The 13328-nt window shown below is 60.9% G+C and carries 13 protein-coding genes; 5 read left to right on the top strand and 8 right to left on the bottom strand.

Annotated elements, in window-relative coordinates:
• Positions 1-143: 143 nt before the first annotated feature.
• On the top strand, positions 144-1340 hold the full coding sequence (locus P3T23_RS35540) for a hypothetical protein (RefSeq protein ID WP_429320734.1): 1197 nt from the start codon (positions 144-146) through the stop codon (positions 1338-1340).
• Between the two features lie 464 nt (positions 1341-1804).
• Here the strand turns inward: P3T23_RS35540 and hmpA are convergent, their stop codons facing one another.
• A complete protein-coding gene (hmpA, locus tag P3T23_RS35535) occupies positions 1805-3016 on the bottom strand; it encodes an NO-inducible flavohemoprotein (RefSeq protein ID WP_429320733.1) in 1212 nt (403 codons plus the stop codon).
• A 168-nt stretch (positions 3017-3184) separates the two neighbouring features.
• Between hmpA and P3T23_RS35530 the strand changes: the two genes are divergently transcribed.
• Positions 3185-3436 (top strand): transcriptional regulator, encoded by a 252-nt coding sequence (locus P3T23_RS35530; protein WP_429320732.1) that lies wholly within the window; start codon positions 3185-3187, stop codon positions 3434-3436.
• Between the two features lie 42 nt (positions 3437-3478).
• Here P3T23_RS35530 and P3T23_RS35525 read toward each other — a convergent pair whose 3' ends face one another.
• Together P3T23_RS35525 and P3T23_RS35520 are read right to left on the bottom strand one after the other, a co-directional pair.
• Positions 3479-4093 (bottom strand): intradiol ring-cleavage dioxygenase, encoded by a 615-nt coding sequence (locus tag P3T23_RS35525; protein WP_429320731.1) that lies wholly within the window; start codon positions 4091-4093, stop codon positions 3479-3481.
• 193 nt (positions 4094-4286) lie between these two features.
• Positions 4287-4748: a VOC family protein gene (locus P3T23_RS35520; protein ID WP_429320730.1), complete on the bottom strand. Its 462-nt coding sequence runs from the start codon at positions 4746-4748 to the stop codon at positions 4287-4289.
• A 314-nt stretch (positions 4749-5062) separates the two neighbouring features.
• Between P3T23_RS35520 and P3T23_RS35515 the strand changes: the two genes are divergently transcribed.
• Entirely contained in the window at positions 5063-6190 is a 1128-nt protein-coding gene (locus P3T23_RS35515; protein WP_429320729.1) for a YhjD/YihY/BrkB family envelope integrity protein, read from the top strand.
• Positions 6191-6200: 10 nt separating this feature from the next.
• On the opposite strand, the gene P3T23_RS35510 is transcribed toward P3T23_RS35515, so the two are convergent.
• The 5 genes from P3T23_RS35510 to catA all read right to left on the bottom strand — a co-directional run bounded on the left by P3T23_RS35510 (position 6201) and on the right by catA (position 10926).
• The gene (locus P3T23_RS35510; protein ID WP_429320728.1) at positions 6201-6986 is read right to left on the bottom strand and encodes a 1,6-dihydroxycyclohexa-2,4-diene-1-carboxylate dehydrogenase; all 786 of its coding nucleotides are present in this window, start codon (positions 6984-6986) and stop codon (positions 6201-6203) included.
• Positions 6987-6990: 4 nt separating this feature from the next.
• Positions 6991-8010 (bottom strand): benzoate 1,2-dioxygenase electron transfer component BenC, encoded by a 1020-nt coding sequence (gene benC, locus P3T23_RS35505; RefSeq protein ID WP_429320727.1) that lies wholly within the window; start codon positions 8008-8010, stop codon positions 6991-6993.
• Positions 8011-8047: 37 nt separating this feature from the next.
• Positions 8048-8539, bottom strand: a complete 492-nt coding sequence (benB, locus tag P3T23_RS35500; RefSeq protein WP_429320740.1) for a benzoate 1,2-dioxygenase small subunit — start codon at positions 8537-8539, stop codon at positions 8048-8050.
• A gap of 8 nt (positions 8540-8547) precedes the next feature.
• Complete coding sequence (benA, locus tag P3T23_RS35495) at positions 8548-9915, bottom strand: benzoate 1,2-dioxygenase large subunit (protein ID WP_429320726.1); 1368 nt, start codon at positions 9913-9915, stop codon at positions 8548-8550.
• A 90-nt stretch (positions 9916-10005) separates the two neighbouring features.
• Positions 10006-10926, bottom strand: coding sequence for a catechol 1,2-dioxygenase (catA, locus tag P3T23_RS35490; protein WP_429320725.1), 921 nt, complete (start codon positions 10924-10926; stop codon positions 10006-10008).
• 210 nt (positions 10927-11136) lie between these two features.
• On the opposite strand from catA, the gene P3T23_RS35485 reads away from it, so the two are divergent.
• Together P3T23_RS35485 and P3T23_RS35480 are read left to right on the top strand one after the other, a co-directional pair.
• The gene (locus P3T23_RS35485; RefSeq protein WP_429320724.1) at positions 11137-12054 is read left to right on the top strand and encodes a LysR family transcriptional regulator; all 918 of its coding nucleotides are present in this window, start codon (positions 11137-11139) and stop codon (positions 12052-12054) included.
• Between the two features lie 113 nt (positions 12055-12167).
• Positions 12168-13322, top strand: a complete 1155-nt coding sequence (locus P3T23_RS35480; RefSeq protein WP_429320723.1) for a muconate/chloromuconate family cycloisomerase — start codon at positions 12168-12170, stop codon at positions 13320-13322.
• The last annotated feature ends 6 nt before the right edge of the window (positions 13323-13328 follow it).

Raw genomic sequence — 13328 nt, 5'->3', positions numbered from 1 at the left:
ACTGAATTGAGCGTCGATTCGCTTCGTCATCTGGAAAGTTCGACGCCATCTCGCCTGCAACTTGGGCAGTTGGTCCATTGATCAGCGTTTCCCTAGGGCTCCTGCGGGCTGCGGGGGATCTTACGACTCAAGGCATCCCGATCATGCGAGAGGCAGTCAGGTTGTTGGCCGGCATCGACAATACGCCACCATACGAGATCCATCTTCTACGCGACGGTACTGAGCTGGAACTGGCCGGCGGGATGCCTTTCGGCACGACCGAGCAGATTCGCAGGTTTCTTGACGCTTCTTCGGGGGTCCGGGTGATTCATTTGAATAGCCGCGGCGGCAGAATGAACGAAGCCTACCTGCTGTATAAGTTGATCAAGGAAAGAAATCTCATTACCTACACGTCGGCTGATTGCGTCAGTGCGTGCTCCATGGCTTTTCTCGCTGGGCGTGAGCGGTATCTCGGAGAACACGGCCGGCTAGGCTTTCACAGCGCAGCTGTCGGCGACTTGAGTGGCGAAAACGCCACCGGACTGAACGACGATCTGAGGAGCGCATTGACAAGCCAGGGTGCATCAGAAAGCTTTATCAACAAGGCGCTTTCTACACCACCGAGTGACATGTGGTATCCGAGTACGGACGAACTGCTTCAGGCGCATATCATCGATTCAGTGGTGGATGACCGGTATTTTGGCATTTCCGGGATCGGTCAATGGAGCGATGCTCACAAGATGGAATCGAACTTGCTCAAGCTGCCGCTCTTTTCAACGCTTGCGCAATATGACCCAGCGAACTATCGGAAGCTGCGCGACGTTATCGTTTCAGGTGTTCAGAAAGGGAAGGCGGCGATCGATGTTCAGCGTGAAGTTCATTCAGTGGTCGCGAGTCAAATGATTCCTGGGTACCTCGCCAAGGGGCCGGACGATCCACTGCTTCGTTACTGGCGTTCGCAGATCGCCGAGATGCGTTACTTGGCAAGACTCAATCCGCAATACTGCGCCGATTTGCTGTTCCCGCAATATGCCGGTTCGCCTCCTGACCTTCCCAAGTTGCTACCGCAGGATCTCCAGACTGAGGACCAGAATGCGCTGGCCGATCTGGCAAAGGGCGCAGCGACGGATCCACAAGGCGCCGCCGAGAGTGATCAGATAAAAGCCGACCTGCAGGCAGCGGTTGAAAGCGTTTTGCAACAGTATCCATGGGCTGCCGATGTACTGGCGCATTCTGCCAACTACAGGGATAAGCCGGCCGCACTTTGTGGGGCAAGCGTGGCCCTATTCTCGGAGATCCTGTCTATGCCGGACAGCCATAGATCTGGTCCCATTCTTCGGTACATGAGCGCCTCCCAGTAGCAAGGAAACAAACAAATAGACCTCACAACTCGTCGGCGCCCTTGGCGCTGGTTTTCCCGACACCTTCGCCCAGTCAACGGCCGCTTGACAGTCGGCGAGACCCATCGCGTCATCTGCCTTGAAGCAACGTTCACAATCACCAACCGAATGGCCGCTTCCTGGGCGGAACCGACGTCCCAATGTCCGAGCGCCGGTGCAGACGAATGACGCTTGATGGCCGCACCGAGAAGTAGCCATTGCGCGCGGCACCGGACTGCCACCGGCTTGTGTTCCAACTGCCAGCCGACAGCGGTGAAATTCGCGAGTCGCTTCACGAACCGGCCGTCGCCAGTGACACTTTTACTTCGCGCGGTCGAAACCCTTGTCTTGCAAGGCTACGCCGTCCTCGGTCAGTCTCGGGGTCGCGAATTGACACATTTACTGTCGCAACGGCGACAGTTTTAACCGGTCTACGCCAGCCGTGGTTATTCGGCGAACAGGTCCGGACCAAACACTTCGTAGTGAATGCGGGCGTCATGGATGCTGAGCTCCTTTAGCGCGTCATGTTGCATGCGCATAAAGGGGATCGGTCCGCAGATGTAGTAATCGGCGTCCGGCAACAGGATCGAACTCTTGATCAGATTGACGTCGACGAAGCCCGCGTGATCGTAGTCACGGCCCTGAGTATCCTGGGGCAGTGGCTCGTCATAAAACACCACCAGATGAAAATTGGCATGCGCTGCGGCTGTCTCACGCAGCCGGTCGCGCATGGCATGCACCGCGCCGTTGCGAGCACCGTGGACAAATACCACCTGCCGCTGCGGATCCTGTATGGCCTTCTTGAGCATGCTGATCATCGGCGTCAGCCCCACGCCTCCGCTGATCAGCACGATAGGCGTCCTGGCGCTCACATCGATATGGAAACTGCCATATGGCGCGGCCAGCCTGACCTCGTCTCCGACATTGACGTGATCGTGCAACAGGCAGGAAACATAGCCTGGCGGGTGCGTACCGCCGCTCTCGCGCTTGACCGAGATGCGGTAGCTGCGTCCGTTCGGCATATCCGAGAGGCTGTACTGCCGAATCTGCTGCAAACCCAGAGCCGGCACGTTCACGGCGATACTGGTGTATTGCCCGGGTTCGAAGTTGGCGACGGGTCCGCCATCGGCCGGTTCAAAAACGAAGGATGTGATGACGCTGGTTTCCGGCCGCTTCTCGCGAACAACGAAGGTGCGCCAGCCGGTCCAGCCGCCCAGCCTCTCCGCGGAGCCTTCGCATAACTCACTTTCCATGCCCATCAGCATGTCCGCCAGGTTGCTGTAGGCCTGTGCCCAGGCGGAAACAATATCCTCGGTCGCCGCGGTCCCGAGCACGTCCTTGATGGCGCCAAGCAGGTGCTCGCCGACGATCGGATAGTGCTCCGGCAGCACGCCGAGGCTCGCATGCTTGTTGGCAATGTTTTTCAGCACCGCCGTCAGGCTTGCGGGGTCTTCGATATTTTCCGCGTACGCATAGACGGCACGCGCCAGCGCCTGCTGTTGCTGCCCCTGTTCCTGATGTGCCATGTTGAACACATTCTTCAGTTCAGGATGGGTCTCGAACAGGCGCTGATAGAAGCGCTGGATGATGGGGTAGCCATATTCGGCCAGAACGGGCGCGGTGGCCTTGACGATGTCCTTCGTTCGCTGCGTCAGCATGACCTGGCTCCTTCACAACGCTGGGGAGCGCCCCAACCTGGCTCAAGTCTATACAACGATGGCGCGTTTGATGATACCGAGTCGGCCCGGCTCGAGCCGAAAGCGGCGGCCGGGAGCATACTGGCATCGGTTGACGATATCTCCGTTGAGCAAATCGGGGGGACGAACATGCGCCTGATCGAACCAGATGAACACAAAGATTTTCTCGCGACCTTGCAGCGCAACGGTTTGGCAGAAGGAGATTTCGATCTTCGGGAAGCCGACACGACAGATCCCAGGAGTGACGAGAACTGCGGTCTACAGGGCTACGTCTGCGTAACCAGGCTATCGACGCAGGTTACGAAGGAATACCCGTTATGCGACGAAAGCGATTGGCTGCAGCATTTCAAGAGAGATCTCGACGCCGGCGTCTTCGGCTGACAGGAATGAAATCCCGGGCGCCATCGAAATCCGTGACTTGCGCTACGCGAACGCGAGCACGAAATCGAACCGGGCTGCATTGCGCCCGCCGTGGTCGTCGATCGTCATCAGCAGTCGGCGATCAAACAGGAAATCGCGAGCGTTGCGCTGCTCGCCCGGAAAGTAAAGTTGGGTCGTGAGGGTAGGCCCGTTCGGCGCTTGCACCGTCACATGGAAGTGTCGTGTGCGTCCCGGATACAGACCCGGCACGATGGTCTCGAGGCGGTAGCGTCCCTCGTTGTCGGCAAATTGGTGACCGCGCAGCCGGAACCCCTCGACGTCGTATTCCCCGGCGTCATCAGCGTGCCAGAAATCGAGCAAAGCTCCGGACACCGCCCTGCATCGTGTCGACAGCACCTGCCCCGTCAGGACGATCTTCGTTCCATTGATACCCGGTTCGAGCAGCGATGCGCGTTGCGGCGAGTGCGGCAGGAAGAACGGGCCTGCCGTCTGCCGCGGCGTCGGTCCGTGGCCGTCGTCGCAGGCGGGCGTCGGTGAAACTGCGTTGGCCCGGCCTTCGTCGGTTTTTCCGAGCGCCAACAGCAGCAACGTGGACGGCACCGCACCCGACCTGCGAAGAAAATCGCGCCGCCCCTGGCTCACACTTCGTGCGCGCATCGTGGACCCTCCTTGTTTCGCGCTCGATCGTCACGCCGCGCGATCCGCGCTGCGGAGTCGACGGGCGTCCGTGCGGGTCCCGTCGAAGTTAGCAGAGCCTGCACCAGTGCTAACCATGGTAGGCCGAAACTTCAGGTCGGGTGAGCCGGCCGCGAGGTCGCGAACGACACTGGCGGCGTGTTGCCCGGCGCGTTCAAACCCAGCCGTCGATCTTCAGACCGCTTGCCTGCTCGGCCTCTTCGCGCGACACCTTGCGCACCGTCTGACCGAAGCTCCACACGTGCCCTTCGGGGTCGCGCGCAGCATACACGCGATCGCCATAAAACTGGTCGGCAAGTTCGCGCACGATCACGGCGCCTGCCGCACGGGCGCGTTCGCAATGCCTGTCGATGTCGGCCTCGAGTTGAACGTGCACGCCCTGCGTGTTCTTGCCACCCACGGAAGCAGGACTCGCGGTGTGCTCGGCCCATTCGCTGCCGATCATCAGATAGCTATCGCCGAATCGCATTTCTGAGTGAGCGACAGAGCCTTCGCTATCCGTGATGACCATCGTGCGCTCGAAACCGAATGCCTTCTCCAGCCAGTCGAGCGCGGCCAGCGGGTCCTTGTAGAACAGCGCGGCGGCGAGTGAACGACGGCGAATCGGGTCTTCCATGACTGTCTCCTCATGTTGAGCGTGATCGCCCATCCTCGCTAAGCATGGGCTTGCCGGCAAGAGCGAATACAGCCCGGCGGCCATCAGAGGAAATCAGAACCTTTCTTTTTCCTTTCTGTTCAGTTTAAATAGGCTACTTCAACTTATCGTTACGGAGTTATGTATGTCGCACTTCATGCAAGGCGCAGTGACCCTGGGTGGCTGCATCGGTGTTTTCACGATGGTGGTAAGCGTCATCGAAATGCTCGCAAACTGACCGCTGCGGATTCGGGCCGGCGGCGCATGGCGGCCGGCGCAGCGGCGACGGGGCATGTGTGCTGAGGAAGGCCAGGAGGACGCTGGCGACCTATCACGGCCACGCCGATGCCGTGCGCGTGCTGCTCGAACACGGAGCGGACCCGGACCTGCGCAACGACAATGGCCAGACGCCCATCGCCGGCGCGGCCTTCAAGGGCTTCAAAGCCGTGATCGTCCCTGGCGGGCTCGTTCTTTGCTTCTCCATGCTGTGTACGCGCAGCGACGGAGGCGCCATGCAGCAGCTATCTGGCCGTGACATCGCGACCTTCAGAAACATCGCGAGACATCCGTGGGTATTTTTCTGGCAAACGCTAAAGGCGTTCCGCGCCAACCAGGGCATGCTGCTGGCTGGCGCGGTGGCTTACTACGCACTGCTGTCGATCGTGCCGCTCCTGATCCTCATCGTGATCGTGCTGTCGCATGTCGTCGAAAGGCAGATGCTGCTCGATACGCTTGCGCGTCTGCTCGAGTGGCTGGTGCCCGGACAGGCCAGCGCGCTCGTTCGCGAACTCGCCAACTTTCTGACCCATCGCGCGGTGATCGGCTGGGTCCTGCTCGTCACCATGCTGTTTTTCAGCTCGCTTGCATTTACCGTGCTGGAGAACGCGATGTCGGTGATCTTCGTGCACCGGGTTGCCATCCGCCGTCGCCACTTCCTGCTTTCCGCGCTGCTTCCATATAGCTACATCCTCTTTCTCGGCATCGGCATGCTGATCGTCACCTTCGTCTCCAACGGCTTGCAGACGATGGCCGCCAACAGCATCGCGCTGGCCGGCATGCATCTGTCCCTGCACGGCGTTTCGCGTGCGATCCTTTATCTTCTGGGACTGGCCGGCGAGATTTTCGTGCTGACATCGATCTATCTCGTGATGCCAGTGGGACGACTTTCCCTGCGCCATGCATTGATCGGGGCGATCACCGCCGCGCTTTTGTGGGAAATCACGCGCCACGTGCTGGTGTGGTATTTCGCAACGTTGTCCCAGGTGAGCGTCGTGTACGGCTCGCTGACGACATCGATCGTCGTGCTGTTCAGCCTCGAAATGCTGGCGACGCTTCTGTTGTTCGGCGCTCAGGTGATCTCCGAATACGAGCGTTTTGGCATCGAGCGGCCGAATCAGGCCGCGAAGCCGTTCCACACCGGCTAGCGGCCTCCCGCTAGCCTTGATCACCGCCCCCGACTGGAAGCACCGTGCCGGTGATATAGGATGCCTCGTCGGAAGCGAGGAACAGGATCGCACCGACCTGCTCGTCGATCGTCCCATAGCGATGCATCAGACTCGACGCGATCGTCTGGTCGACGATGCCCTGATACCACCCGGCTTCCTGCTCGCTCTGCTGTTCGGCATTGCGTGGCACTTTTCTCGGCGGCGCTTCGGTGCCACCGGTCGCGACGGCGTTCACCCGAATGCCATCCTGAGCGTGTTCGAACGCGAGACTCGCAGTCATCGCATTGACGCCGCCTTTGGCAGCGGCATACGGTACGCGATAGATGCTGCGTGTCGCGATCGACGATACGTTGACGATCGCGCCGCGTTTTCGCTCGATCATTGCGGGCAACACCGCGCGGCAGCACCAGAGCGTCGGAAACAGCGAGCGCCGAACCTCCGCTTCGATCTGCGCTTCCTCGTAGTGCTCATAGGGCTTCGCCCAGATGGTGCCACCGACATTGTTCACGAGAACGTCGATGCGCTCATAGGTCTCGAGCGCCGCCCGCATCAGCAGGCTTGCGCCTGCATACGTTTCGAGGTCCGCGATGACCGGAAGGCAGCGCCCACCGCGCACCGAAATTTCGCTCGCGACCTCGTGCACCAGTTCCGACCGGTCACAGAGCACGACCGTCGCCCCTTCGTCGGCCGCACCGAGCGCCACACCGCGCCCGATGCCCTGCGCCGCACCCGTGACGACAACAACCTTATCCTTGAAGCGAGAGAATGTCTTCATGCTGTCAGACCGCCGTACTGGCTGAGAACTTTTCGTAATGGAAGTTGACGGGCGTCACGCCCTCGTCGCGCAACCAGGCACGCACCGCCTCCACCATGGCGACCGGACCGCACAGATAAACGTCGACCTCTCCGCCGTTGAGCCATTCCGGCTCGACATGCCCGGTGACGTAGCCTTTGCGCGGATGCGCACTGGAGTCGTCCGCCACGCAGGTGCGGTACTCGAAATGCGCGAGCTTGCGCTCTGCTTCGTCGAGTTTCTCGAGGCAGACGAGATCGGTATCGTTCGTCACGCCGTAGACCATCCTGACCGGCTGCGTGTTGCCGCCGGCAGCCAGCACGTCGAACATCGACAGGAAGGGCGCAATGCCGGTGCCTCCGGCAAGAAACAGCACCGGCCGCACGGGCTCACGGAGGTAGAAGCTTCCGTACGGTCCCGAGAACGCAATACGCTGGCCCGGCCTCGCCTCGGCCGACAGGTACTGGCTCATGCGGCCATCCGGCACGTTGCGCACGACGAACGAAACGCGGGACGCACCGGGCGGCGAACTGAACGAATAGGAGCGGTACGCGTCGCTGCCGGGTATTTCGACGTTCACGTACTGTCCCGGGAGGAAACCCGGTTTGCCGGCATCGTCGACATCGATCGAAAAATGAATCGTCGAGTCGGACAGCCGTTCCACCGCTGCCAGCGTGCCTTCATGCCGCGACACGCCAGTCTTGCATACGGCGGACGAAGCCGGCACACGGATCACGCAATCCGAGCGGGGCCGCGTCTGGCAACACAGAACAAAGCCCTGTTCTGCCTCGTCGGCGGTGAGCGCATCCTCGATATAGCTCGAAGCGGGAAGATCATACTGACCCGCTTCGCAAAAGCTGCGGCATGCGCCGCATGCGCCATCCCGGCAGTCCAGCGGGATGTTGATCTTTTGCCGGTACGCCGCGTCGGCGAGCGTCTCCGTGTCCCGGCACGTGATGAAACGGGTGACCCCGTCTTCGAACTGAAGCGCAATGCTATGTTCCATGACCTGCTCCTCGACCCTGCTTCCGAACCCTGCGTGCTCAGATGTGGTAGATATCGATGACCTGATTGATGTAGTCGTTCTTCAACACGACATACTTGTTCAGGATCTGCGGCTCTTCACGCGAAAAATCGATCACGTAGCGCGACATGCCGAAGTAGCTGTAGTTCGTCCTGTACCGGTGGCTGAGTGTGTGCCAGTTGAAACGAACCGTGCAGACGCCGTTCTCTTCACTTTCGAGTTCGACGTTGGCAATGTTGTGGCTGGTGCGCGTGTCCGGCATCGTTGCGCTCGAACGCTCGGTCTTGATACGAAAGACGCGGTCCTCCAGCCCCTGGCGGCTCGGGTAGTAGATCAGCGAGATTTCGCGCTGCGGATCCGTGACGAGCTTGTCTTCGTCGTCCCACGATGGCATCCAGAAGACAGCGTCAGGGTGATAGCAGGTGAGCCATTCGTCCCATTGCTCATCGTCGAGCAGCCGGCTCTCGCGGTAGAGGAACCCTTGGATTTCGGCGAGCGTTATGCTGTTCATGCGGGTGTTCATGCCGGGCTCCCTTCGACAGCCAACGCCTTCTTCATCGTTTCCACCCAGTAGCGGTGCTGAACCGTATAGAGGCCTTCGTCTTCGGTCTTCACGCCGCTCATCACCGGGGAGAGACCGATCTTGCGTGCCGCTTCGTCCGGACCAGCGATCCAGTGCGTCGAACCGCGGCACATGTCGTTCCATTCGACCGCACGGGCTGCATAGCCTTGCTGGCATGCACGGAATTCCTCGAGATCGTCAGGCGTTGCCATGCCGCTCACATTGAAGAAGTCTTCGTACTGGCGGATGCGTTGCGCACGGGCTTCGTCCGACTCACCCTTCGGCGCAATGCAATAGATCGTCACTTCGGTCTTGTTGACGGACAGCGGGCGCAGCACGCGAATCTGCGAACCGAACTGGTCCATCAGGTAAACGTTCGGGTAAAGGCACAGGTTGCGCGAGTTCTGGATCATCCAGTCTGCTGTCTCGCCGCCGCAGCGCGCGGCAAATTCGTCGCGTCGGCTGAAGTTGGGACGGTCTTCCGGGTTCGCCCAGCGCGACCACAGCAGCATGTGGCCATGCTCGAAAGCGTAGAAGCCGCCGCCCTGGCGCCCCCAGTTGCCCGCATCCATCGCGCGGATGTTGTCTTCACGCACGCTTTCCTGCTTGCGATGGTTGGTGGTGGCCGCGTAGTTCCAGTGAACCGCCGACACGTGATAGCCATCCGCGCCGTTTTCCGCAGTGAGTTTCCAGTTGCCTTCGTACGTATAGGTCGACGAGCCGCGCAGCACCTCGAGCCCATCGGCAGACTGGTCGACGATCATGTCGATGATGCGTGCGGCCTCGCCGAGGTATTCCTCGAGCGGCTGCACGTCGCTATTCAGGCTGCCGAACAGGAAGCCGCGATAGCTTTCGAAGCGCGCCACCTTCCTGAGATCGTGCGACGCTTCCTTGTTGAAGCACTCCGGGTAACCGGCGCCTTCCGGATCCTTCACCTTCAACAGCTTGCCGCTGTTGTTGAAGGTCCAGCCGTGGAACGGGCACGTGTAGGTTGCCTTGTTGCCGCGCTTGTGGCGGCACAGCATCGCGCCGCGGTGCGTGCATGAGTTGATGAGCGCATTGAGCTCGCCCTGCCGGTTGCGCGCGATCACCACCGGCTGACGGCCCATGTAGGTGGTGTAGTAGTCGTTGTTGTTCGGGATCTGGCTTTCGTGCGCGAGATAGATCCAGTTGCCCTCGAAAATGTGCTGCATTTCGAGTTCGAACAGCGCCTCGTCGGTGAATGCGCTGCGATGAAGACGATAGTCGCCGCGCACCTCGTCTTCCACCAGGTAGTCGTCGATGTGCTTGAGCTTCGGACTATGGTCAGGGTAAATCGGAATCATCACGTGTCTCCGGAATCTTGGGATGGCCGGGCATGCGTTGCGCCCGGCGCGCCTCGGCAACCTGTCTGGCAGCTCGCCTGGGTACTGCCCTCAGGCCACTGCGCGCTTGCGCTCAACCTCAACGGCTGGCGCCGTCGCATGTTCGGCATTCAGGCGGAAGTCGAAATCGATCGAAACGAATGGTTTGTCGACGCCCTGTGCCTTGATCCGTTCGGGCGACGTGATGCGGGAGACTTCCGGCACGAGCCCTTCCCGGCTGGCGAACGCGAAGTCGTCCCACAGGTATTCGTCGCCATCGATATTGATCTGCGTCGTGAGCTTGCGGTGGCCGGGTGCGGAGACGAAGAAGTGAATGTGCGCGGGCCGGCGGCCGTGACGGCCGAGCTTGTCGAGCAGGCGCTGCGTCGTGCCTTCGGGCGGGCAACCATAGCCGACCGGCACGATACTGCGGAACTGGTAGCGGCCATTGCGATCCGCGACGATCGTTCGACGCAGATTGAAATCGGATTGGGTCTTGTCGAAGAACGAGTAATTGCCGAGCAGGTTGGCATGCCAGACTTCGACTTGAGCGCCAGGCAGCGGCTTGCCGTTCGAATCGTGCACGGTGCCTTGCATGAAGAGCACATCGCCCTTGTCGGCTTCGGTGCCGTCGTCAAGCCGCGCAAAGCCCTCACCTTTCGGCGCGCCGGCCACGTACAACGGTCCTTCGATGGTGCGCGGCGTGCCGCCGGTCAGGCCGATTTTCGCTTCGGCCTCGTCCATCCGGATGTCGAGGAAGCGTTCGAGTCCGAGGCCCGCAGCCAGCAGCCCCAGTTCCTGCGAAGCACCCGCCTCGGAGAAATACTCGATGCCCTTCCACACTTCGGTCGGGCTCAGATCGAGATCCTCGATGGCCTTGAAGAGGTCGGCGGTCAGACGAACCGCGACCTGTTGAATGCGCTGGTCGACGTGCCCTTTGGCGGTGTCGACGATGAACCCTTTCACGAGGGCCTCGATTTCTGGATGAGTCATTGTCTGCTCCTGATCTCTGATTTTGGTATGCACGGGAATCACGACCCATGCCGCTTCCGTGAGGACAGGCGCCGCAATCGAATGCCTGAAGAGATAATGCTCAGAAGGTATAATTCGCTGTGGCGTCAACCGTAGTGGCAGAATAATTGGCGGCTGTTCGGGTCGTCCAACACCGTTTTAGTATTGGGTTGATATCTCAAAGGTATGGTCATGGAACTGCGCCATCTGCGTTACTTCGTCGCCGTAGCAGAGGAATGCAATTTCACCCGCGCCGCGAAGCGCCTGCATATCGCGCAGCCGCCGCTCAGCCGGCAGATTCAGCAACTCGAGGAAGCCCTTGGGGTCCAGCTGTTCGAGCGCAATGCGCGGCCACTGAAGCTGACCGATACCGGGCGCTTCTTTTACCAGCACGCGGTTCAGCTGCTCGCCCAGACGGCCGAGCTCGAATCGATGACGAAGCGGGTTGGGAAAATCGAGCGGAGCCTGTCGTTGGGCTTTGTCGGCTCGACGCTCTACGGGATGCTGCCGAAGATCATTCGGCGCTTTCGCAGCGAGAACAGCGCGGTTGAACTGAGCCTGCACGAGATGTCCACGATGGACCAGATCAAGGCGCTGAAGGAAGGCCGCATCGATGTCGGTTTCGGCCGGATCCGTCATGAGGATCCGAGCATCCGGCGCGTGGTGTTGCGCGAGGAACGGATGATCGTGGCGCTGCCGGTCGGTCATTCACTTTCGCTGGCAAAGCCCGTGCTGTCGCTGCATGACCTGATCGGCGAGACGCTGATCATCTTTCCCAAGGCACCCCGCCCAAGCTACGCCGACCAGGTGCTGGCTGCCTTTCATGACCGCGCGCTGAAGCCCTACCGGATCTATGAAACACGTGAACTCCAGATCGCGCTTGGGCTGGTAGCCGCCGGCGAAGGCATTTCGATCGTGCCCAGCAGCGTGCACGGCCTGAAACGCGACGACGTGAGCTACCGGGAACTCGACGATCCCAACCTCGTTTCGCCCATCATCATGAGCATGCGCATGCTCGACGAGTCGGAGGACGTCAAGGCCATGCTCGAACTGATCTACGCGCTCTACGACGAAGAAGAAATGACTTATCTCCCGCCGCACGAGGGCTAAGGCCCCCGCTCGACAATACCCGCCAGGTATCAAGCTAGACGTGATCGGTCTTGGACAGGCCGAAATCATGGGGTGCATACTCAAGTCGACCTCACAATCTCTATCGGCAAGGTATGAACCCAACTGTCCACTCCGTTGAAGCCATCCTGGTGGATCTGCCCACCATACGCCCCCATCAGCTGGCGATGGCGACCATGCAGCAGCAAACGCTGGTGATCGTGCGGCTGCGCTGCAGCGATGGCGTCGAAGGGATCGGCGAAGCGACGACCATCGGCGGCCTCTCCTACGGCGATGAAAGTCCGGAAGGGATCAAGCTGACCATCGATACCTATCTCGCACCGGCACTTGCAGGGCTCGACGCGACCAACGTCCACGCGGCGATGGCACGTCTGAACAAGATCGCCCGCGGCAACCGCTTCGCCAAGTGCGCGCTCGAAACGGCGCTCCTCGACGCGCAGGCGAAACGCCTTGGCGTACCCCTTTCGACCCTGCTGGGCGGCGCGGTGCGGCCAACCTTGCCGGTGCTGTGGACGCTTGCCAGCGGGGACACGCAACGTGACATCGACGAAGCCGAGACGCTTCTCGCCGGGCGCCGACACAACACGTTCAAGCTGAAGATCGGCCGTCGCAGCGTGCGCGATGACGTGGCGCACGTGTCGGCAATCAAGCGGGCATTGGGGGAGCGCGCCCGCGTGACCGTCGACGTGAATCAGGCCTGGAATGAGGCCGATGCGGCGACCGGCATTGCGATGCTCGAAGCCGCCGGCATCGATCTGATCGAGCAGCCGACGCCGCGCGAACAGCGCGGCGCGCTCACACGACTCGCCGCCCGTTTTGTGGTGCCGATCATGGCCGACGAAGCGTTGACAGGCCCGGAAGACGCGGTCGAACTGGTGCGCGGCGCCTGCGCCGACGTGTTTGCGCTGAAGATCGCCAAATCGGGCGGCATTCACGGGATGCTGCGCACGGCAGCGGTTGGCGACGCAGCGGGTATCGCACTGTACGGCGGCACGATGCTCGAAGGCAGCATCGGCACGCTCGCCGCCGCACATGGCTTTTGCACGTTGCCGCAACTCGCATGGGGGACTGAACTGTTCGGTCCGTTGCTCGTGAAAGACGACATCGTGACCGAACGTCCCGTGTACCGTGATTTCGACCTGCATCTTCCGGCGGGACCGGGCCTGGGTCTTGTCATCGACGAGGACAAGCTGGCGTTCTATCGCCGCGATTCTGTTCGCGTGACATCACGTCCCGCCGCGGCGGCCTGAAATCCT

The organism is Paraburkholderia sp. GAS448, from assembly GCF_050435685.1.
Taxonomy (GTDB): domain Bacteria; phylum Pseudomonadota; class Gammaproteobacteria; order Burkholderiales; family Burkholderiaceae; genus Paraburkholderia.
Note: the sequence above shows the minus strand (reverse complement) of the source record. Positions and strands in the feature narration are given on the sequence as shown.